This is a genomic window from Aeromicrobium sp. PE09-221 (genome assembly GCF_002174305.1).
Classification (GTDB): Bacteria; Actinomycetota; Actinomycetes; order Propionibacteriales; family Nocardioidaceae; genus Aeromicrobium.
Window position 1 is genome coordinate 17,752 of record NZ_MIJB01000011.1, and the last position, 21,572, is coordinate 39,323.

20 protein-coding genes, 1 tRNA gene and 2 pseudogenes are annotated in these 21,572 nt (G+C 67.3%); 13 read left to right on the top strand and 10 right to left on the bottom strand.

What is annotated here, in order from left to right; all coding sequences use genetic code 11:
* Positions 1–164: 164 nt before the first annotated feature.
* Positions 165–866, bottom strand: coding sequence for a demethylmenaquinone methyltransferase (locus tag BHE97_RS06805; RefSeq protein WP_087623288.1), 702 nt, complete (start codon positions 864–866; stop codon positions 165–167).
* 33 nt (positions 867–899) lie between these two features.
* On the opposite strand from BHE97_RS06805, the gene BHE97_RS06810 reads away from it, so the two are divergent.
* Positions 900–2,153 (top strand): isochorismate synthase, encoded by a 1,254-nt coding sequence (locus BHE97_RS06810; RefSeq protein WP_087623289.1) that lies wholly within the window; start codon positions 900–902, stop codon positions 2,151–2,153.
* Between the two features lie 928 nt (positions 2,154–3,081).
* On the opposite strand, the gene BHE97_RS06825 is transcribed toward BHE97_RS06810, so the two are convergent.
* Positions 3,082–3,330 (bottom strand): hypothetical protein, encoded by a 249-nt coding sequence (locus BHE97_RS06825; protein WP_140400006.1) that lies wholly within the window; start codon positions 3,328–3,330, stop codon positions 3,082–3,084.
* Positions 3,331–4,159: 829 nt separating this feature from the next.
* Between BHE97_RS06825 and BHE97_RS06830 the strand changes: the two genes are divergently transcribed.
* The 3 genes and pseudogenes from BHE97_RS06830 to BHE97_RS19725 form a co-directional block, all read left to right on the top strand.
* Positions 4,160–5,926 carry an amidase family protein gene (locus BHE97_RS06830; protein ID WP_170931306.1) on the top strand — a complete coding sequence of 589 codons (1,767 nt, stop codon included), beginning with the start codon at positions 4,160–4,162 and terminating at the stop codon, positions 5,924–5,926.
* A gap of 38 nt (positions 5,927–5,964) precedes the next feature.
* Positions 5,965–6,585 (top strand): hypothetical protein, encoded by a 621-nt coding sequence (locus tag BHE97_RS06835; RefSeq protein ID WP_087623294.1) that lies wholly within the window; start codon positions 5,965–5,967, stop codon positions 6,583–6,585.
* 330 nt (positions 6,586–6,915) lie between these two features.
* Positions 6,916–7,086 (top strand): annotated as a pseudogene (locus BHE97_RS19725) (ISL3 family transposase); the annotation flags it as partial.
* Between the two features lie 180 nt (positions 7,087–7,266).
* Here BHE97_RS19725 and BHE97_RS20075 read toward each other — a convergent pair.
* Complete coding sequence (locus tag BHE97_RS20075; RefSeq protein ID WP_236757567.1) at positions 7,267–7,533, bottom strand: hypothetical protein; 267 nt, start codon at positions 7,531–7,533, stop codon at positions 7,267–7,269.
* Between the two features lie 120 nt (positions 7,534–7,653).
* On the opposite strand from BHE97_RS20075, the gene BHE97_RS06845 reads away from it, so the two are divergent.
* From BHE97_RS06845 to BHE97_RS06875, 7 genes are all read left to right on the top strand, one after another.
* Complete coding sequence (locus tag BHE97_RS06845; protein WP_087623296.1) at positions 7,654–8,586, top strand: LysR family transcriptional regulator; 933 nt, start codon at positions 7,654–7,656, stop codon at positions 8,584–8,586.
* Between the two features lie 86 nt (positions 8,587–8,672).
* Complete coding sequence (locus BHE97_RS06850; RefSeq protein WP_087623297.1) at positions 8,673–10,223, top strand: ABC transporter substrate-binding protein; 1,551 nt, start codon at positions 8,673–8,675, stop codon at positions 10,221–10,223.
* Between the two features lies 1 nt (position 10,224).
* Complete coding sequence (locus BHE97_RS06855) at positions 10,225–11,214, top strand: ABC transporter permease (RefSeq protein WP_087623298.1); 990 nt, start codon at positions 10,225–10,227, stop codon at positions 11,212–11,214.
* Positions 11,211–12,044, top strand: coding sequence for an ABC transporter permease (locus BHE97_RS06860; RefSeq protein WP_087623299.1), 834 nt, complete (start codon positions 11,211–11,213; stop codon positions 12,042–12,044). Before BHE97_RS06855 ends, BHE97_RS06860 begins: the two co-directional genes overlap by 4 nt.
* On the top strand, positions 12,044–13,759 hold the full coding sequence (locus BHE97_RS06865; protein WP_087623300.1) for an ABC transporter ATP-binding protein: 1,716 nt from the start codon (positions 12,044–12,046) through the stop codon (positions 13,757–13,759). Before BHE97_RS06860 ends, BHE97_RS06865 begins: the two co-directional genes overlap by 1 nt.
* Positions 13,756–15,747, top strand: coding sequence for a CocE/NonD family hydrolase (locus BHE97_RS06870; protein ID WP_087623301.1), 1,992 nt, complete (start codon positions 13,756–13,758; stop codon positions 15,745–15,747). Before BHE97_RS06865 ends, BHE97_RS06870 begins: the two co-directional genes overlap by 4 nt.
* Complete coding sequence (locus BHE97_RS06875; RefSeq protein WP_087623302.1) at positions 15,744–16,346, top strand: TetR family transcriptional regulator C-terminal domain-containing protein; 603 nt, start codon at positions 15,744–15,746, stop codon at positions 16,344–16,346. The genes BHE97_RS06870 and BHE97_RS06875 overlap by 4 nt, the downstream gene beginning before the upstream one ends.
* Here BHE97_RS06875 and BHE97_RS06880 read toward each other — a convergent pair.
* From BHE97_RS06880 to BHE97_RS06905, 6 genes are all read right to left on the bottom strand, one after another.
* The gene (locus BHE97_RS06880; RefSeq protein WP_201791341.1) at positions 16,320–16,922 is read right to left on the bottom strand and encodes a 1-acyl-sn-glycerol-3-phosphate acyltransferase; all 603 of its coding nucleotides are present in this window, start codon (positions 16,920–16,922) and stop codon (positions 16,320–16,322) included. The genes BHE97_RS06875 and BHE97_RS06880 overlap by 27 nt on opposite strands.
* Positions 16,923–16,950: 28 nt before the next feature.
* On the bottom strand, positions 16,951–17,559 hold the full coding sequence (locus tag BHE97_RS06885) for a Uma2 family endonuclease (RefSeq protein ID WP_170931307.1): 609 nt from the start codon (positions 17,557–17,559) through the stop codon (positions 16,951–16,953).
* Between the two features lie 123 nt (positions 17,560–17,682).
* Positions 17,683–18,483 carry a type III pantothenate kinase gene (locus BHE97_RS06890; RefSeq protein WP_087623304.1) on the bottom strand — a complete coding sequence of 267 codons (801 nt, stop codon included), beginning with the start codon at positions 18,481–18,483 and terminating at the stop codon, positions 17,683–17,685.
* A gap of 17 nt (positions 18,484–18,500) precedes the next feature.
* Complete coding sequence (gene panD, locus BHE97_RS06895) at positions 18,501–18,932, bottom strand: aspartate 1-decarboxylase (protein WP_087623305.1); 432 nt, start codon at positions 18,930–18,932, stop codon at positions 18,501–18,503.
* A 2-nt stretch (positions 18,933–18,934) separates the two neighbouring features.
* Positions 18,935–19,768 (bottom strand): pantoate--beta-alanine ligase, encoded by an 834-nt coding sequence (gene panC / locus BHE97_RS06900; RefSeq protein ID WP_087623306.1) that lies wholly within the window; start codon positions 19,766–19,768, stop codon positions 18,935–18,937.
* Entirely contained in the window at positions 19,765–20,706 is a 942-nt protein-coding gene (locus BHE97_RS06905; protein ID WP_140400008.1) for a Rossmann-like and DUF2520 domain-containing protein, read from the bottom strand. Before BHE97_RS06905 ends, panC begins: the two co-directional genes overlap by 4 nt.
* Positions 20,707–20,794: 88 nt before the next feature.
* On the opposite strand from BHE97_RS06905, the gene BHE97_RS06910 reads away from it, so the two are divergent.
* Positions 20,795–20,867, top strand: a tRNA-Lys gene (locus tag BHE97_RS06910).
* Positions 20,868–20,925: 58 nt separating this feature from the next.
* Positions 20,926–21,207: a hypothetical protein gene (locus tag BHE97_RS20080; protein ID WP_170931308.1), complete on the top strand. Its 282-nt coding sequence runs from the start codon at positions 20,926–20,928 to the stop codon at positions 21,205–21,207.
* A 25-nt stretch (positions 21,208–21,232) separates the two neighbouring features.
* On the opposite strand, the pseudogene BHE97_RS06920 reads toward BHE97_RS20080, so the two are convergent.
* Positions 21,233–21,439 (bottom strand): annotated as a pseudogene (locus BHE97_RS06920) (IS3 family transposase); the annotation flags it as partial.
* Positions 21,440–21,572: the final 133 nt, after the last annotated feature.

Genomic DNA, 21,572 nt, shown 5'->3' on the forward strand with positions numbered 1-21,572 from the left:
CCGAGAGGGGGTGTAACTAAGGTCACACTTACTCCGGATGGGACCGTCATACAGCACCCTAGACGCGGACGGGGGTCACCGGCCGGTCGTCGCCGCGAGGATGGTGAGAGCTCCCAGGAGGGCCGAGAGATTCCGCCGGCAGGGAGGCTGCCGCGGCGCCCCGCCTACGGACGGAAGCTCTTGACGGCGTGATGCAGGGCGACGATGCCACCGGTGAGATTGCGCCAGGAGATGTCCGTCCAGCCGGCCTCGGCCATGCGGACCGCGAGGCCGCGCTGATCGGGCCACGACCGGATCGACTCGGCGAGATAGACATAGGACTCCGGGTCCGAGGAGACCACCTTGGCCACCTGGGGCAGCACCGCCAGCGCGCCACGGCTGTACACGAGCTCGAAGGGCCGCCACGTCGGCGTACTGAACTCGGTGACGACCACGCGCCCACCGGGCCGAGTCACCCGGAGCATCTCGCGCAGGCCGCCGATCGGGTCGGGGAAGTTGCGCAGGCCGAAGGAGATCGTCACCGCATCGAAGGAGGCATCGCCGAAGGGCAAGCGCATGCCGTCGCCCGCGACGAAGTCCAGCTCGGGGCGGTCCTCCTTGCCGGCACGCAGCATGCCCTCGGAGAAGTCGCAGGCCACCACGTGGGCACCCGTAGCGGCGAGCGGCACGCTGGAGACGCCGGTCCCGGCTGCCAGATCCAGGATGAGTTCACCGGGGCGGGCGTCGACGCGCCGCACGGTCAGGTGCCGCCACCAGCGGTCCAGGCCGCCGGTGAGCACGGTATTGGTGAGGTCATACTTCGCCGCGACGTCGTCGAACATGCGCGCGACATCGCGGGGATCCTTGTCCAGACCGGCTCGGCTCACCGCTTTACTGTCCCACGAGTAGGCTCGATCGACGTGAGCAACCCCGTCACCGACCCGCGGTGGGAGATCGAGCCACTCATCGTGCGCACCCGCCGCATCGACGACCCCGGGGAGCTCATCCCCTTGCTGCCGGATGCCGACCAGTTGGCGTGGGTCCACGGCGGCGACGGACTCGTCGGGTGGGGGCGCGCGGCACGCTTCGGGTGGACCGGCCCTGAGCGTTTCGCCGAGGCGGATCGCTGGTGGCGTGCCCTCGCGAACCGCGCGGTCGTCCGGGACGATATCGACTCGCCCGGCAGCGGATTGGTCGCCTTCGGCACCTTCACCTTCTCCGATCAGTCCGAGGGCAGCCTCCTGGTCGTCCCCGAGGTGGTCGTGGGACGGCGGGACGGCGTCTGCTGGCTCACGACGATCAGCCGGGCGATCACCGCAGCCCCCGCCCTCGAGACGGCATCCCCGCCTCGCACCTCGGCGGTGACGCTCGATGACGACGACTCCCGGCGGGCCGCATGGCGCGACATCGTCGCCACCGCAGTCGACCGCATCGCTGCCGATGAGCTCGACAAGGTCGTGCTGGCTCGCTCCGTCGACGTCGTCGCCACCGAACCGATCGACGTGCGCCACCCGCTTCGCCGGTTGGCGCAGGAGTATCCGAGTTGTTGGACCTTCCACGTGGACGGGTTCTTCGGCTCGACCCCGGAGATGCTCGTCCGCCTGGAGGGGGGTTTGGTGACCTCTCGCGTCCTCGCCGGGACGATCCGCCGCAGCGGTGACGACCACCGCGATCTCGCACTCGCCGCCTCACTGGCACGGTCGAGCAAGGACCTGGAAGAGCATGAGTACGCCGTCGCCTCCGTCGCCGAGGCACTGGCACCCGCGTGTACCGGCATGAACGTGCCCGAGTCACCCTTCGTGCTGCACCTCCCGAATGTCATGCATCTGGCCACGGACGTGACAGGCGTGCTGCGCGAGGAGGCCAGTGCGCTCTCGCTCGCCGCGGCCCTCCACCCGTCGGCTGCCGTCGGGGGCACCCCGACCGCCGATGCGGTCCGGCTCATCGAGGAGATCGAGGGCATGGAGCGTGGTCGATACGCCGGCCCCGTGGGCTGGATCGGCGCCAATGGGGACGGCGAATGGGGTATCGGCCTGCGCTCGGCTCAGATGCTCGACGATGGCGCACGGGTGCGGCTCTTCGCCGGATGCGGGATCGTCGCCGACTCGGTCCCGGCCGACGAGCTCGCCGAGTCGGACGCGAAACTCGTCCCGGTCCGCACCAGCCTGGACTGAGACGATCCGGTTCGCGTCTCAGCAACGTGGATTCAGCCGGTACTCGGGTAGATTGTGGCGCCTCATCCCTTCGACATGTGAGCAGGTGAGTTCCTGTAACCCGCACGCTCCGAGCGCCAGTGACGGGCCTGGTCATCGGCACCACGCTCTGGCTGGGCCCGAGTACTTATCTGATCCTTGTACCAGCGAATACCGGTGGGGACAGCGGGTTCTGCAGCGGCGCGACAGCGACATTTGCTCTCTATGGCGAGCCCAAGCCGGCCTACCCGACAGAATGGGAGGTCAATCGCGCTCGCATCTCCGTCAACCACCTCACCCAGGAGGTGGACTGCACATATCCGCTGAGAGAAGGCGGTATGGCCTCCTCCTCGCTCGGCTGGGCTTGGCCCTCTCTCGGGGGCGCGGTTATCGCCGTGATGTCGCTGGCACTCCTGGCCGCCCGCGCGATCCGGCGTGGTCAGCCTGGCGGATAGTAGGCTCTTCACGATTCAGGGTGTAGTCGTGGTGGGGTCTGTCCAGGCTCCAGCCGGCGGTCCGTCACCTCCAACCCGGGCTCATCGAGGTCCGCGAAGGTCGTCAGATCACGCGTCGTGAAGGTAGCGTCAGGCACGTCGAGGTCTTCCGGATGGATAGTGTGAGAACTTCCGTCATCGGAAGTGTCGGCGACGCTTGAAAACGAGGCCATAGCGTCGGCTTGCATTCCCGCGTCATCGCAACGAAGGATGGTCCAGTGAGGCTAGCCCGGGCCAGGTCTCGAGTGGTGTAGATCGAGAGGTCAGTCGACTCCGGGAAGTACTGACCCAGGAGCCCGTTCATGTTCTCGTTGCTGGCGCGCTGCCAGGGGCCTGCCGCGTCGCAGAAGTAGATCTTCGTGCCGGTGTCCTCGGCGACGTCAGATGCTTGGCCATCTCGGTGCCCTGGTCCCAAGTCAGGGTCCGCCGCAGCTCTCACAGTGTCGCACGAGCGCGGCGTGCAGCTCGATCAAGTTGTGCTCCGAGAGGTGCAGCAGCTTGACGTAGCGAGTCTGACGCTCGACCAGCGTGCCGATCGCGGGCCGGTTGTGCGGTCCGACGATGAGGTCGCCTTCCCAAAGGCCAGCTACTGATCGGTCGACGGGGTCGAGGCCACGCTCGTGGAGCGAGAGCATCGGCTGGGCGAATCGACGTTGAGCTCGCACCTGCCTCGTCTGGCCGCGTCGGTGGTCACGTCCGGTCCGCAAACGGGGATGGGGCGGGTTTGCGCACGATCCCTGAGCCGGGGCGGTAGATCGCTTGGCAGATGGTTTCGGTCGCGGCCCTGCGGGCCAGATCCTCGGGGCCAGGCGTAGCGCGCGGCTGATCTGCTGGGGGCTCCATCGCTCCCGTAGCCCCCGCTCGATGACGTGGGCCCGCAGCGCCGGGTCGGTGCGCAACTTGAGTGGGTGGGACCGCCGCCGCGTCAGGCACGTCGAGGTCTTCTGGCTGAGGCGTGTAGGAACCTTCATTTTCCGAAGACCTCGACGTCTATCCCGGGACCGACACGCCAACCGACCTACACCCTTAATTGGGAAGACATCTTGGGACGGACGCTACCACCCGCGCTACACCCTCAACTGGGAAGAACTCGAATTCCTCCCGCCGCCCTTCGCCAATCAGGATGGGCAACATCAGGGAAATCCTTCTGAAAGGACCATGCAACGTTTCCTCATTATGGTCGTTGCGGCACCTCGATCCGCTCGCAGAGGTCGTTTGAGGGCGCTGCCCTGTATCCCAATCGTCAGTGAAATGCATCTCATCGCGCTTGCTTGATGAGCGGGCCAGCCATCACTACAAGAGGAAGAGAGCACGGCATTTATGCGCATCGAAAAAGAGAGTGGAAGGTCAAGGGGCGCGAGTGTCCTATGGAAGACGAGGGTATCTCGCGTACGAGCTGCCTTGGCAGGGTGCGGGATCGCCGGATTACTCTCACTGTCAGTAGCCTCCGCCACAGCCGCGAACGAAGCACTCCCCGATGCAGGCATCGGCGTCGTGGATCTCAGCGTGACTGAGATAGTGAGCCATCTCGAGGCCGGATCGACGTCTTCTGAGTACTTGGTCACGGCATATCTGGACCGAATCGAAGCATATGACGATGAACTGAAGAGCATCATTACGCTCAGTCCCACAGCCCTTGACCAAGCCCGGGAGCTCGATCGTGAGAGGGCGGCCGGCAACGTGCGCGGGCCGTTACACGGCGTTCCCATCGTACTGAAAGACAACCTCGCCACGTTCGACATGCCCACGAGCGCGGGCAACTCCACCATGTCGACGTTCCAGACGAATGAAGACTCATCAATCGTTGCTGCTCTGCGCGACGCAGGTGCCATCATCCTGGCAAAGACCAACATGTCTGAATTCGCTTACATGTCAGGCAGTTCTCTTGCTCCAACTTCGGTCAATCCGTACAACGGTGGCGCGCCGAGCGGCTCGAGCTACGGCAGCGCTGTCGCAGTCGCAGCCTCACTCGCGCCAGCGGGGCTGGGGACCGATACGAACGGGTCCCTCCACGCCCCGGCCGGCGTTCAGGGACTGGTCACCATGCGCCCCAGCTGGGGCCTCATGGCCGGTGATGGCGTTGTGCCGCTCTACGCGTTCCAGGACGTGGTCGGCCCCATGACCACGACAGTCGCGGACACGGCGTTGCTGCTCGAGGTGATGTCGAACCCCGATCCCAATCGCCCCAATAACCAGGACATCGTGGGGGCTGACACTTCTGGCTACCTCGACGCCCTGGATGACACGGCACTTGAAGGAACGGTGGTGGGTGTCCCCGGCGATCCGAACACCTTCACTCCGCACTTCCGGGAGGCCATCGAGACCCTGGAAGCCGAGGGTGCGACCATTCGTCAGATCGAGGATCCGCTGCAGATCTGGCATGACTCTCCGAGGCTGCCCCACCCTGCAGAGGTGCACGCCACCTTCTTCCTCGATATTCAGCGGTTCTTCGCAACGACGCCGGCGACGATCGAGCCGGAAAAATCGGCCTTTGCGATGCCGACGGATGTCTTTGACATCAGGGATATCAAAGCCGATCCGAATTGGTCGAGGGTGGTGACTGACCCTGCGTGGACGGATACGCCACTCGAGCCCGGGCTCTCACCGGAATACCAACAGAAAGTCGATAACATCGTTCTGAATCGTGCTGTGTTTGACGAGGCCATGGACGAGGCAGGAATCGATGTCGACGTGGTCGCCTACGATGCGGTCACCGCAGGAGGCAGCGACGCTTCCATCGGCGGAGGTTCCATCACTCGCGCGCCGTACAACCGGCTGGGGCTCGCGACGATCGGCGTGCCGACGGGAACGGATGACACAGCGAGCCGCCCGTCGGGCATCAAGTTCGCGGCCACGGAGAGATTCGCGGAGAAGGATCTTCTCGGGTACGCCTACGACTTCGAGCAGGCGTCGCAGGCGCGGTACGCGCCACCGAACTACCCCGAGCTTGAGCTGCCGGAGTTCGTCCCTACGCCGGAGCCGGAGCCGGAGCCTGAACCCGTGCCGGAACCGGAGCCGGAGCCTGAACCCGTGCCGGAACCGGAGCCGGAGCCTGAACCCGTGCCGGAACCGGAGCCGGAGCCGGACTCGGGTGCGTCGGAGGATGACCAGGCCCGAGACAAGGGTGACTCTGTCAACACGGGTGGGGCCGTCGCGGATGAGACAGCCGCGTCGGCGGGGCTGTGGCTCGGTGTGTTGGGCGCTGCGTTGATTGCGGCGTCGGCTGGCGGAGTGACGTTCCTCCGTCGTCGTCGCGGATGATCTCCAGTTCTCAGCGTTCGCGTGGGCGGTGGTTGCTGATGGCAGCAGCCACCGCCCTCGCAGGGATAGTGGGGGTGGCACTCCTCGTCATAGCCATGAGTGAGACCTCGAGCCAGCCTGGCCGGCACAGCGCGGCGCAGGACATGAACGGAAACCCCATCCAGTTCGATCCGGGGACCATGCCCGATGAGGCGGAGGTCGAGAGAATGCAGGTCGAGGAAGATGGCGGACTGAGGCTTCGCGTGCCTAGTGTGGATCTGGACGTTCCTCTGGGGTCTCTGGCATCGGTCGACGGTGAAATCACGCCACCTGGCTTCACCTCCGCGTACTACGTTCGGAACAGGGGGGTCACACCAGACGGGGGTGGCGATGGAACTCTCGTCGTCGTAACGCATTCCCTTCGAGAGCCTGGAGTCGCACCCGGCAACTTTCTCATCGATGTCAAAGAGCAAATTGCGACGTTACCGACAGATTCGATCGTCATGATCGGAGACACTTCCTATGCGGTCAGAGACTCCTACCCGATAGCGCGCACCGAAGTCGCGGACGACAGCCGAGTATGGAACAACGCACCTGGTCGTCTTGTCCTGATCACGTGCCTGCAGACGGGGTCGTCTCCAGCGGTCGCAAATATCGTGATCGAGGCTTCACTCATCTGAAGTGCGGAGATTGGGGAGTCCGGAAAAACTGAGGCTCATCTGACATTGTGTTCACAACACCCGCCGTGAGATCCAATCCACACCGGTCACGCGATCCGCGACGTCGTGCCGAACTCCGATCGCTGAGATCGGCGACCATCTCGATCAACGCACCGACCAGACATCCGGCCCGTGGCCGCAGCTGTCCCGCGTCAAGGTTCTTGGCAGGACCGTTATGGGCTCTCTTCGCAGTTGAGAGTGTAGAGGTCGTGGGCGGGGTCGCTCCCGGGATAGACGTCGAGGTCTCCCGAGGATGGAAGTTCTCACGTTCACCGTCGGGAAGACCTCGACATGCCTGACGCTACCTTCATGACCCCTGATCTGAGGACGTTCTGCCGCCTCGATGAGCTCAGACTGGTTGTGACCGGGCAACGCATCGAGCATGATCGCACGGGGCTTGCGTGTCGGATGGTCGAACCTGACTTGTGGTGTCGTCGGTGTGGCTGCGAAGGAACGCCGCGGTGTGAGGACACAAGATGTGACTCTGCGGTTGCCCTGACGGCCGCAGGAGCACATCCTCCGTACCTCGGGCCAGCGGTGAGCAGTCCCCCGCTTTGCGCACTGACGTACGTGTCAGGGACGGCACCCCGAACTCCGACGACCCGGCACCCGACGATGGAAACGCGACCACCGATGGCGGCCCTAGAGAGCGATGGCCTGGCGGCGACGAGCGCGGATCGTCGCGAGAAGGGTGTGCGCACCGACGCTCGCCCAGATCGCATTGGACGCGACGACGGGCCACGCGCCGTACAGCGCACCGGCCGTCCCAGCGAGAACGCCTCCGACGGTGTTCATCGCCGCATAGGTCAGTGACGTCGCCATCAACCGTCCCCGCCACAACAACACGTACGCCGCAAAGGTGCCAGCCGTCCCCATCCACCCGAGGACTCCCGCCACGATGCCGTCCACTACTCCGCCTTCCTCATCATCATGTGCGGCCCCCAGCGGACCGCGCACTGCAATTCTGAGGCGACCCGAAGGTTCAACTCAAATGCACTTTTTGCAAGCCGGGGTTTAGACTCTCTGAATGTGAGGATCAACGCATCGCGGCTCCCCTTCTTCCTGGCCATCGCCCGCAACGGCGGCGTTCTCGCCGCCGCCGATGCGCTCCATGTCACAGCGTCCGCCGTGTCCCAGCAGCTGAGTCGCCTCGAGTCAGAAGTCGGTCAAGCACTCGTGGAACGCACGCCGCGCGGCGTCACACTCACCGCGGCCGGCCGCGAACTCGTCGAACTCGCCGAGAACATCGAACGGGAGATCAACGAGGCCGAGCAGCGCATCGCCTCGACCACACAGGACCCCACCGGACGTGTCCGGCTGGGCAGCTTCCAGAGCTTCATCAGCTCAGTTCTCGCACCCTCGATCCCCCGGTGGCGCGAGGAACTGTTCGGCGTCGACGTGGAGATCACGGAGGCGTCGCGTGGCGAACTGCTGCGCGACCTGCGATCAGCCGACCTCGACATCATCGTCATCGAGTACGACAGCGGTGATCATGCGCCGCCCCTCGGACCTGGCGTCCGTGAGATCCCCTTGCTCGACGACCCGTGGAAGCTCATCGCGCCGGCCGGGACCCTCGCCGCCATGGAGATCGTCGAACTGGAACGACTGCGCGTGCCCTGGCTGCGGGTCGAATCCTCCGCCGCCACAGCCCAGGCGGTCCGCCGCGTCCGCACCTCGCTCGGACAAGCTGAGGCCGCACACACCTATACCGACTACTCCACCGCGCTCGCCCTCGTCGCCGCCGGCGAGGGCATGACCCTCCTCCCCCAGCTCGCCCTCCAAGGAACCCTCCCCGAGGGCGTCGAAGTCGCCGACGTGCCGGGGCTCGGCTCCCGTCGTCTCGCTCTGCGACACCGATCCGGGCGCCGCGCCACAAGCCAGGCAGTGATCGCCGGCATCGACTTCCTCCGCGATATATCAGCAATCTTTCAGGCCGATCCCAGCACCGACATCAGCAGCTGAATTCCGGTACGCCTGTGGGTGAACTTGCGGAGAACCGGTAGTTCGGGCTTATCGTTCAAGTGAACGATAAGCCTCCAGGAGACTCCGTGAACCCCTCACTCGACCGCCGTCGGCTGTTGACCGGCATCCTCGGCGGTGCCACGGCCCTCGGGCTGGCAGCCTGCGGCGCACCCGCGCTCACGCTGCCGGAACAGGCGGCCAGCGGCACCGCCCGGCGTGGCGCCACGCTGCGCATCGCCCGTCCCGCCGCCAGCGCAGCCGAGACCCTCGATCCCGCCAGCTCGCTATCCGCCTACGAGTATCTCGGGGCGCTCTACAATCGCGTGGTCAAGCTGGACCGCGACGGTGAGACCGTCCCCGACCTGGCCACCGACTGGTCGTCCAATGTCGATGCGACATCCTGGGACTTCCAGCTCCGCTCCGGCATCCGCTTCCACGACGGCCGGCCGCTCACCTCCCGCGACGTGCGGTACACCTTCCGCCACATCCTCGACCCGGATGTCGCCTCGCCCCAGGCCGGCGCGCTGGACCTCATCGACGATATCGTCGCGGTCGACGAGACCACCGTCCGCTTCGTGCTCTCGACACCCAATGCCGAGTTTCCCTCGCTCCTCACCGCATACCAGTGCTACGTGATCCCCGAGGACTCAGCGGCCGAGATCGGGCGCACCGGTATCGGCACCGGGCCCTTCATCCTCGAGCACTACACCCCCGCCGGCGCCGGCGCCGTTCGAGTGAACGAGGACTACTTCGACGGCCGCGCGGCCTTGGACCGGATCGAGTTCTCCTCGATCCAGGACACCTCAGCCCGGGTCAATGCCCTCCTCGCGCGCCAGGTCGACCTGCTCTCACAGACCAATCTCGACAATCCCACGGCACGCGTGGTCGCCAACTCTGCCGGCACGACCGTGGCCCGGGTCGCCAACGCCCAGTGGTACACCATCCCCATGCTCGCCACGAGCGAGGAGTTCGCCGACCCCCAGATGCGGCAGGCCATGAAGCTCGCCTATGACCCGAATGCGATCCTCTCGACCGCCCTGCAAGGCACCGGCACCCCCGGCTGGGACAACCCGGTCCCGCCCGAGCTGAAGGCCTGGCTCGACACCGATCGCGAGTACGACCCGGAGAAGGCCAGAGGGATCCTGCGCAGCATCGGCCGCGAGGACTTCTCCACCCGCATCTACACCTCGGCCTATGAGCCCAACTTCACCGCGATCGCCACCGCCTACGCCAGCCAGGTCCGCGAGGCCGGGATCGACCTGCGGATCACCAATGTCGCCGCCGACTCGTACTACACACAGGTGTGGATGAGCGAGCCGCTGATGGTGAGCTACTGGTTCACCGGACGCCCGGTCGACCAGCTGCTCAACCAGATCTTTCGCAGCGGCTCGAGCTACAACGAGTCCGCATGGTCGAACGAACAGTTCGACCAGCTGCTCGACGCCGCCCGCGCCGACACCAACGAGACCACGCGACGCCAGAAGTACCAGGACGCGCAACGACTCATCATCGACGACGGCGCGGACATGACCCCTGTCTTCGGCGATCGACTCGTGGGGCTGTCCGAGAACGTCGTGAACTACGACGAGTACGGCTTCGAGATGGACTATCTGTCCCTCGGCCTGAAGGAGGCGTGACGTGCTTCGACTCATCGGCACCCGGCTCGCGACGAGCGTCATCACCCTATTCCTCGCCGCCTTCTTCGTCTTCTTCGCCGTACAGGCGCTGCCCGGTGACGTCGCCGAGCAGCTGCTCGGCCAGAACGCCACCGAAGAGGCCGTGGCCACGATGCGGGAGCAGCTCGGCCTCGACGCCAATGTGTGGGTGCGCTTCGCCGAATGGTTGGGCGGTGCCGTCACCGGGGACTTCGGTACCTCGCTGGTCTCCGGCGAGTCCGTGTCCGGCACCCTCTGGACCGCGTTCTCCCACACCCTGCTCATCGCCGTGCCCGCGATCGTGGTGGGCATCGGACTGTCCCTCGTCCTCGGCGTGTGGGCCGGGTCGCGACGCGGCACGTCAACAGACTCCGGCATCTCGATCATCGCGCTGGTCGCGATGAGCATCCCCGAGTTCGTCGTGGCCACCGTCCTCATCCTCCTGCTGGCGATCATCGCCCCGATCTTCCCCGCCGTCGTGCTCGGAGGACCGGGCGCATCGCTCAGCGAGCTTCTCCCCGCGATCGTGCTGCCGGCGATCACCCTGGTGATCGCAATGGCGGCCTACATCATCCGCGCGATGCGATCCTCGACGATCGACGGGCTCGCGACCGAATACGCGACGACGGCCGAGCTCAAGGGTCTGACCAGGCGACGCGTGCTCTGGCGTCACGTCGCGCCCAGCGCGATCCTGCCCGTTCTTCCTGTCATCTCGATCAATGTGGCTTGGCTGCTGGGCGGTGTGGTCGTGGTCGAGTCGGTGTTCAACTACCCCGGCCTCGGCAAGCTGATGATCGACTCGGTCTCCACCCGCGACCTGCCGATCCTCCAGGCCATCGCCGTGCTGAGCGCACTGGTCTACGTCTCCGTCAACCTCATCGCCGATCTGCTGGCGCTGGCCGCCGATCCGCGTCAGCGGACGCTGCACAGCTCGCAGCGCAGATCCCGGTCCTCGAAGGAGGCGACCGCATGATCCGCCTACGCGATCTGACCGTCGGCACCCGCGTCGGGTTGACGCTGGTCGGCCTGACCGTCGTCATCGCCGTCCTCGCCCCGTGGCTCGCGCCCTACGACCCGATCGCCACCGATGCCGACAACGCCCTCGCCGGTTCGAGCTGGAGTCACTGGCTGGGCACCGACCAGTACGGACGCGATGTCCTCTCCCGCACGATCGAGGGCGGGCGCTTCGCGCTGCTCGTGTCACTCGTGGCGACGACCGCGGCAGTCGTCGTCGGCACGCTCATCGGCGCTATCGCCGCCTACTACGGTCGCTGGGTCGACGCGGCCACCACCCGCGTGCTCGATGCGGTGCTCGCGGTGCCGGCCGTGCTCGCCCTGCTGTTGATCGTCTCGGTATTCGGCAACAGCCTCTGGGTCCTGGTGCTGGCGATCTCCGTGGTCTACGTGCCGGCCGTCGCTCGCGTGGTGCGCGGCGCGACCCGCCCCGTGCTCTCCACCGGCTACGTCACCGCGGCTCGTGCCCGCGGCGAACGCTCGCTGCCGATCATCCGGCGCGAGGTCCTGCCCAATATCCTCGACACCATCCTGGTGGAGTTCGCGATGCGCGCGTCCTGGGTCGTGCTGCTCGTCTCGACCCTGTCCTTCCTCGGGTTCGGCGTGAACCCGCCCACCCCCGACTGGGGCCTGATGATCCAGGAGAACCGCACCGCCCTCACCGTCGCACCAGCGGGCACCCTCGCCCCGATCGTGACCCTGTCGCTGCTCGTGGTGGGGCTGAACCTCGCCGCGGACGGCCTGGGCAAGTACCTGGGCGTCGACCGCGCCCGCCGAGGAGTGATCTGATGACCACCTCCACCGTCGCCGCGGTGCGCGGCCTCCGCGTCTCCTATGATGCCGGCGATCAGCGGGTCACCGTGGCCGAGGACATCGACTTCGAGCTGACCCGCGGCCGGACCCTCGGCCTGGTCGGCGAGTCCGGCAGCGGCAAATCGACCGTCGCCCGCACCCTCCTGGGGCACCTCCGGGACGGATCGCGTATCGATGCCGGCACCGTCACGGTGTTCGAGGACGATGTCTTCGCCCTCGCACCCGCGCCCCTGCGGCAGCTGCGCGGCGGCACCGTCGCCCTGGTGGCGCAGAATGCCGGTCACGCGCTCACTCCGTCGATGCGGATCGGCGCTCAGCTCCGCGAGACCTTGGATGCCCACGGTCTGCCGAGCGGCGACGATCGCCTCATCGAACTGCTCGATCTCGTCCGGCTGCCGTCGCCCGATGCGCTGATCGACCGCTACCCGCACGAGCTGTCCGGCGGTCAGCAGCAACGGGTGGCGATCGCGATGGCCGTCTCCACCGACCCCAAGATCCTCGTGCTCGACGAGCCGACCACGGCATTGGACGTGATCACCCAGGCGGCGGTCCTGGCGCTGGTGAACGAGCTGCGCGAGCGGCTGGGCATGGCGGTGCTGATCGTGAGCCACGACCTCGGCGTCGTGTCGGCCGTGGCCGATGACGTGCTCGTGATGCGGCTCGGCCGTGAGGTCGAGCACGGGCCCACCCAGGAGGTGCTGAACCGACCGCGCGAGGAGTACACGCGCCAGCTCATCGCCGCGGCACCGCGGGTCCATGGCGTCGACATCATCGGACGTGAGGATCCCGACGCCGATGTCGTCGTGCGCTGCCGCGATGTCGACATCCGCTATCCGCGCGCGCCGAGGCTCGCCGTCAGCGGTTTCGACGTGGAGATCCTCCGCGGCGAGACCGTCGCGGTGGTCGGTGAGTCCGGCAGCGGCAAGTCCACCGTCGCATCGGCCCTCGCGGGTCTCGCCGATGTCGAACGCGGGGAGGCAGCGCTCTGGTCCTCCGACGGCACTCGCCATGATCTGCTCGGTGCCGCCGCTCGACGCCCGGTCGACGTCCGCCGTTCGGTCCAGCTGATCTTCCAGAATGCCGACCTGGCCCTCAACCCGCGTCGAACCGTCGGCGATGCGATCGCTCGCCCGCTGAAGGTGTTCGGGCGAGCCTCCCGGGCGGAGACACCCGCGGTGGTGGACCGCCTGCTGACGGAAGTGGGCCTGGGCCCGGAGTTCGCACGCCGCGTCCCCGCCCAGCTGTCCGGCGGACAGCGACAGCGCGTCGGCATCGCCCGCGCGCTGGCCGCCGAGCCCACGCTGCTCATCGCCGACGAGATCACCACCGCACTCGATGTCTCGGTACAGGCCGAGGTGCTCGCGCTGCTGGATCATCTGCGGGAGAGCAGGGGCCTGTCGTGCCTGTTCATCAGCCATGACCTGGCCGTCGTCCGCAGCGTGGCCGACCGGATCGTCGTGATGAAGGACGGGAGGATCGTCGAGTCCGCCCCCACGGCGGTCCTGTTCGAAGAGCCCCGCCACCCGTACACCCGCTCACTGCTGGAGGCCGTGATCGAACCGGGGCACACCGAGCTGCCGGGCAGCGATGCCGACCACCGCACCACCACCCTCGATCCCGATGCGCCGCTCATCGATATCGGCAACGGCCACCGGGTCCGCGATGACGAAGGAGCACTGACCACTCGATGACCTCGGTCGATATCGACCCCAGCACGGTCGACGTCCGCGAGCTGTGGATCCCGATGCCGGATGGTGCGCGCCTGCGCGCGCGAGCCTGGCTGCCCGTGGGAGCGGAGGAGCATCCGGTCCCGGCGCTGCTGGAGTACCTGCCGTATCGGCTCGACGACTGGACCTCGGTCCGCGACAGCGAGCGTCACCCCTACTACGCGGCACACGGGTACGCCTCGATCCGGGTCGATGTGCGCGGGGCCGGGGGATCCGATGGTCTCTTCGAGGACGAGTACTCCCCCGCCGAGCTCGATGACGGTGTCGAGGTCATCCGATGGCTGGCCGAGCAACCGTGGTGCGACGGCGGTGTCGGCATGTTCGGCATCTCGTGGGGCGGTTTCAATTCGCTCCAACTGGCCGAGCGCGCCCCTGAACCCCTGAAGGCCATCGTCACCGTCTGCTCCACCGATGACCGCTACGACAACGACGTGCACTATATGGGCGGCGCCCTGCTCGCTATCGACATGTCTGCCTGGGCTGGGACCATGCTGGCCTTCGCCTCGCGTCCCCCGCTGCCCGAGGTCGTCGGCGAGGGGTGGGTCGAGCGGTGGCGCGCGCGCCTGGAGCAGCAGCGACCCCTTGGTCCGATCTGGCTCGCCCATCAGGAACGCGACGAGTACTGGCGGCGGGGCAGCGCGTGCGAGAACTATGGCGGTATCGAGGCTGCGGTGCTGGCGGTCGGCGGATGGAACGACCCCTACCGCGACACCGTGCTACGGCTGCTCGAGCATCTCGATGCCCCTGCCAAGGGGATCATCGGCCCGTGGTCGCACCAGTACCCCGACCGGGGTCTCGCCCCCGGACCTTCGATCGGTTTTCTGCAGGAGACGCTGCGGTGGTGGGATCGCTGGCTGAAGGGGGCCGACACCGGTGTGGAGACCGAGCCGGATCTTCGCGCCTGGATCAACGATCCCGAGCCGCCCGCGCCATATGTTGAGAACAAGGAGGGACGCTGGGCCGGGGTGTCCTGGCCGGGCGAGGCACCCGTCCATGCGAGCGGCCTCGGCGGAGGGCGGGCCCTGCTGCGCTCGCCGTGGGCGACGGGCCAGGACGCGGGACGGTTCTTCCCCTTCGGCAATGCCGCCGATCTGCCACCGGATCAGCGCGCCGAGGACGGTCGGTCGCTATGCGTCGATCTGCCCGTGGACGAGCCCCTGGAACTGTTGGGCAAGCCCGTCGCACGACTGCGACTGCGATCGACCCACGATCGGGGTCATGTGATCGTGCGGCTGTGCGATGTGGCGCCCGACGGATCCTCGACACTCGTGACACGCGGTGTGCTCAATCTGCTCAAGCGCGACGGCATGGATCGCATCGATCCGCTCACGCCCGGTGAGGACGTCGATGTGGAGGTTCCGCTCGTCGCGGCCGGCTACCGGTTCGAACCCGGCCATCGGCTGCGCGTCGCCCTCAGCAATCACTACTGGCCGTGGATCTGGCCGCACGCGGTCGACGACACCCTCGATATCGATCTCGGCGCCAGCTCCATCGTGCTCCCGCTCGCGGATCCGGGCGCTGTACCCGTCGGGTTCGCCGAGCCGGAGCACGCCCGGCCGATCCCGATCGGCGTCCCGGACGGGGCGCCCGAGGCCCGGCCGCCTCGCATCGTGCGACACGATGTCGCCACCGGCGAGACGGTGCTGGAGGTCGACCCCGGCTACGGCGGCACCCGCCGTTATCCGACGGGCTTGGACTTCCTCGAATGGACCGAGGAGGTGTACCGCATCCGCGAGGGCGATCCGACCTCACCAGTGACGGAGGCGCACTGGCGCATCGGGCTGTCCAACCAGGGCTGGAGCGCATCGGTGGAGACCAGCTCGATCATCACCTGCGATGCGGATGCCTTCTATCTCGAGAACACCGTCCTCGCGATCGCCGAACACGATGGCAGGCGCGAGACGGTCGGTGAGTTCTCCTATCGTGACCGTGTGCCCAGGACGTCGGTGTGAGACAGCGGCTTTCGCCGACGGAGCGGCGTGCGCAGATCGTCGAGGCGGCCCATGCCCTCATCGTCCAGGAGGGCCTCGCGGCGACCTCATTGCGTGATATCGCCGCGGCCGCCGGGGTGTCGATGGGCACGGTCACCTACCACTTCGCCGGCGTGGACGAGATTCTCGGAGCCGTGGTGGTGACCGAAGCGGATCGCTTCTACGAGGGGGTCGTCGCGGCGGCCGACAACGAGCCCGAGCCCCGGGTCGCCCTCGACCTGCTCGTCGCCGCGATCTTCGATGAGTCGCCCCGCGTCGAGGCTCACTGGCGGATCTGGTCGGAGTACTGGACGGTCGCGACGCGGCGACCGGAGCTGGCTGAGCCCTATGCCGCGCGGATCCGCCACTGGGAGCAATGCTGTACGCGCGTCATCGCCCGGGGCGTCGAGTCCGGGACCTTCCGAACGGTGGAACCCGCCGAGGCCGCATTGAAGCTCGCCGCCTACTCAGATGGGCTGGGCACGCAACGCGCACAGGGCGTGCCCGAACTCGATGCCGCCACGGCTCGTTCCTGGATGACCGAGTTCGTCCGGCTACTGCTGGAGCCCATCGGGCGCTGACGCCCCGCCCGCCTCCTCGGCCAATGCGACGCGGCCGGTGTTCGCGGGACGGACACCGACCATGCCCGCATAGAACGCGCGGATGCGATCCATGTCGGCACGGACGTCTCCGCTGAGCCGGAACGTCGGTCCGAGGCCCGTCGTGCGCGTGGTGCGGTCGACATAGGCCAGGGTGACGGGAAGGTCGGTGGCGCGCGCGATCCGGTAGAAGCCGGACTTCCAGCGGTCCACGGGCCCGCGGGTGCCCTCGGGCGTGATGACCAGGTGGAAGCTCTCACCGGCATGATGGCGTTCGATGAGCTCCTCGACGAGCCCTGCCGGATCGCGGCGGTCGACGGGGATGCCGCCGAAGGCCCGCATCAGCGGTCCCATCGGTCCGGCGAAGAGCTCACGCTTGCCGAGGAAACGCAGCGTCAGCCCGTTGCGCCAGGCGACGGCGACCATGAGCACGAAGTCCCAGTTGGAGGTGTGCGGGGCGGCGACCATGACACCGGACGCCTCGGGGACCGATTCCGAGCGGTAGTTCCACCGCGAGAGGGTCCAGTACAGCCGGGCCACGGCTCGCCGAATGATCACCCCGCGAGCATAGAGGACTCCCGGGCCGTCACAGGGCGAAGAGGGTATCGAGGTCGACCGCGACGGTGCCGTGCTCGCCGACGGAGACCTCGCCCGTGCGCTGCTCACCACCCAGCTCCAGCGCGGTCTCCCAGACGTTCACGTTATCCTCGCGGGTGGCTCGCAAGACGGTCAGCTCCTCGTGCTCCGGGTCGACCACCCAGTACTGACCGATGCCGGCCGCCAGATACTCGCCGGTCTTGCGCAACTGATCCTCCCGGCGCGTGCGGGGTGAGAGGACCTCCGCGACGAGCACCGGCGGCTCAGTCACCCACACCGGGTCCTCCGGCAACTCGCGCATCACCGTCACATCGGCAATCCGGAAGCGCCGTCCGGCGGTGCGGACCCCCACCTCCTGGACCGACACGAGGCCGGGCAGGTCCCGGTCGAAGAGCGCGACGAGGTGCTTGCAGACGAGTTGATGCCGCACGGCCGGAGGCGGGCTCACGAGGGCGACTCCGTCGACCCACTCGGCACGGACCTCCTCGGGCAGCTCCTCCCACTCCTCGAAGGACATCGGGATCCGTTGCAGCACGTCGCTCGGCCACTCGAATGCCACGCCAGCCACGTCCACGACTCCTCTATCGAGCACCGACACATTCAGACTCCTTCCATTCTGACCACCCATGAGTGATCTGGCGAGTCCGATCCTCTCCCGGGACACCGACATCCGTCCCCCGCTGTCCACAGGGACGTCAGGACATGCAGCGTCGCAGCGGGGTCAGGTGTCGCGGTTCTTCTCGTGGACGAGGCGCAGACCGATCAGCGTCAAGTCGTCCTCACGGTGGGTGAGCGTCTGACAGTGTCCGGCGATCGCCTCGCTGAAGGTGCCGGTGGCGACCACCGTGACGTTCTCCGGCTCGGCGTCGATCGCGTCGATCATCTGGTCGACCAATCCGTCAACGAGTCCGGCGAAGCCGTAGACGGCGCCCGCCTGGATCGCCTCCACCGTGTTCTTGCCGATGACCCCCCGCGGCTCGGCGACCTCCACGGACCGCAACTGCGCCCCCCTCTGGGCGAGTGCTTCGAGGGAAACCTCGACACCGGGCGCGATCGCCCCGCCCAGGTAACGACCTCGCCCGTCGACGACATCGACGATGGTGGCCGTGCCGTTCAGGTCGACGATGATCGCCGGACCACCGTAGAGATGTGTCGCCGCTAGCGCGTTGACGATACGGTCGGTGCCCACCTCGCGCGGGTTGTCGGTGTGGATGGCCACGCCCGTGCGCACCCCCGGACCCACCACCCACACCGGGACGTGATCGAAGTAGCGGTCGAGCATGCCGCGCACCTCGACCCCGATGGAGGGCACGGTGCAGCACATGCTGACGGCCTCGATGTCGTCATCGGCGAAACCGGCCGCCCGCACGAAGCCGTGGGCCACGAGATACCACTCATCGGCAGTGCGAGTGGCGTCCGAGGAGATGGTCCAGCGCCCGCGCAGCACAGGCTGACCGTCGAGATCGTCCCAGACGCCGATGACCGACAGCCGATTGCCGACATCGAGGCAGAGCAGGCTCATTCGGATGCCAGTCCGGGTCAGTGCGCGACGAGCGGATTGTCGACGATGTCGCCGCGGAGGAGTCCGGTGCCGGGCAGCGCCTCGGCGGGATCGGAACCCGTGCCGATGATGCGGTTGTCGGCATCGACGAAGACGACGTTCGGGGAGAACTCGCGAGCCTCGGCGTCCTCCATCTGCGCGTAGGCGATGAGGATGACCAGATCGCCGGGGTGCACGAGCCGCGCGGCGGCGCCATTGATGCCGATGACGCCCGAGCCGCGCTCGCCGGCGATCGTGTAGGTCTCGAGCCGGGCACCGTTGTCGATGTCGACGATGTGCACGAGCTCGCCGGGCAGGATATTCGAGGCGTCGAGCAGATCCTGGTCGACGGTGACGGAGCCGACATAGTGCAGATCGGCCTGTGTGACGGTGGCACGGTGGATCTTGGACTTCATCATGGTGCGCAGCATGGTCAGTTTCCTCCCAGGTTCAGGGCGATGTTGTCGAGGAGCCGGGGCCGGCCGATGCGCGCGGCCACCAGCAGGCGGGCCTCGCGCCCGGGCACGGGCTCGGCGAGATCAGGGTCGGTCAGAGCGAGGTAGTCGGGGGTGATGCTCCGCTCGTCGAGTACGGCACGGGCTGCGGCGAGCACCGCCTCGGGGCCGTGTGCCGCCGCAGCGACGCCGGCCCGCAGCGCGGCGTTGATGGTGGCGGCGAGCTCTCGCTCATCGGCTTCCAGATAGCGATTGCGCGAGCTCATCGCGAGACCGTCGGGCTCGCGGACCGTCGGGCAGCCGACGATATCGACGCCGAGGCAGAGCTCGCGGGCCATGAGCCGGATGAGCGTCAGCTGCTGGTAGTCCTTCTCGCCGAAGACCGCCACGTCGGGGCGCACCAGGCCGAGTAGCTTGGCGACCACCGTGAGGACTCCGCGGAAGTGCGTGGGCCGCCGGGCGCCTTCGAGGATCTGCCCGAGCGGGCCGGCGTCCACGCTCACGGTGGCGTCGAGCCCGTCGGGGTACATGACCTGGACTGTGGGCGCGAAGACGATGTCGACATCGGCCTCAGCGCAACGCTCCAGATCGGCGTCGAAGGTCCGCGGATAGGCATCGAAGTCCTCACCGGGGGCGAACTGGGTGGGATTCACGAAGATCGAGACGACGAGGGTCTCGGCGAGTGGGCGGGCGTGCTTCATGAGCTGGACGTGGCCGTCGTGCAGCGCACCCATGGTGGGCACGAGGGCGATGCTGCCCTCGGTGGCGGCGCGCAGTTCCTCGCGCGTGCGGACCACCAGCGGGCCGGTCATCGCACGCTCTCCTCGCCGAGCAGCTCGTGCAGGCGTCGCGCGGGTACGGCTCCGATGCGGCCCGTGACCTGCGCCCGCTCAGCCGTGGACTCCGCGAGAGCGCGGTAGGTGCGGCGGGTGTCGCCGTCGAGGGCCTCCAGGTGTGCGTGGACCGTGTCGACATCGCCACGGGCGACCGGCCCGGTGAGCGCAGCATCGCCGTAGGCGAGGGTGTTGTCGAGGGCGGCGCCGAGCAGCGGACGCAGCACGCTCGCGGGGTCGTCCGCACCGATGCCGCGCAGCACGTCCATCGCCTGTGTCACGAGGGTCGTGAGGTGATTGGCGCCGTGGGCGAGCGCGGCGTGATAGGCGACGCGGTCGGACTCGGCGATCCACATCGGACTGCCGCCGAGGTCCGCGACGAAGGCGGCGATCGCCTCGCGATCCTCATCGGCTGCGGTCAGCCCGAACACGCACGTCCGATCGAGGTCGATCTCGGTGCCGGTGAAGGTCATCGCGGGATGTACGGCTGCCGTCCGGGCACCGCGATCGGCGAAGGGGGCGAGGACCACACGGCCGTGGCGGCCACTGGTGTGCACGACGTATTGCCCGGGGCGCGACAGCGGCGCCAGTCGATCGGCGACCTCGGCCAGCGAGTCGTCGGGAACGGCCAGCACGAGGAGGTCGACCGACGGCAGGAGTGACTCGGGGGTCGTCAACGGGATGTCCCCGAGCAGCGTGGCGACGCGAAGCCGGGTGGCATCGGATCGACCGCTGACGCCGACGATCTCATGACCGGCGGCACGGAGACGGGCGGCGAGGACGGCACCGACACGGCCGGCCCCGACCACGCCCACACGGGAGCGCTGCATAGCTGATTGCCTTTCGTTCCAGTCCTCGGCGAGGTACCAGACAAAGTGACGTGGCCAGTGTACTCGCGAGCACCTCCGCCAGCGCATGTGCCGTGCGCCACACTCCCTTCGCGTGCGCTCCCAGCTGCATGAGAGTCGGCGGCTGCTGGCAGACTAGGGCGAGCACTTCGGTAAGGGGCCTCTAGCTCAATCGGCAGAGCAGCGGACTTTTAATCCGCGGGTTGTGGGTTCGAGTCCCACGGGGCCCACCCCACGCACAAGGCTCGAACCCTTGCCCGACGAATCGTTGGCAGGGGTTCGGGCCTTTTGGCTGTCCTGCGCCCAGTTGAGGGCGTTGCCGTTGATCTCGGGGTCGGTCAGCATCTCGTAGGGGCGCTGGTACTCGACGCGGAGCTCGTCGTCTTCTTCGACGTAGACCTTGGTGAAGAAGGCTTGGTTGCACAGGCGCCGGTTGGTGTCGTCGCAGCGGGCGTAGATGTCGGCGCAGTTGGCCAGCAGGTTGAGGGCGTCTTCGAGGTGGGCGCGGGCGTCGGCGTACTCGCCGTGGTGGGCGTCGATACGGCGGTTGAGGCGGTCGAGTGGGCGTGAGGAACGAACTGGTGACAGGTGTGGTTTAGGCCGCGAGGGTGAGCGGCTCGGCCAGCTTGGACTCGAACTCGATGGGGGTCAAGCCGCCGAGGGAGTCCTGGGCTCGTTGCCGGTGATACTTCCGCTCGATCCAGACGACGATGGCGAGCCGCAGATCCTGCCGGGTGGTCCACCGCTGCTGGTTGAGGACGTTGGTCTGCAGGAGCGACCAGAAGCTCTCCATCGCTGCGTTGATGCTCCTATATCCGTCAGACGCAGCGGGCGCGGAGGGCGTCGCGGATCGGGGCGCATTGCCGCCCAGAGATAAAACAACTCTACATACAACACAGGTAATGTCAGGACACGACCACACGTCTATACAATAA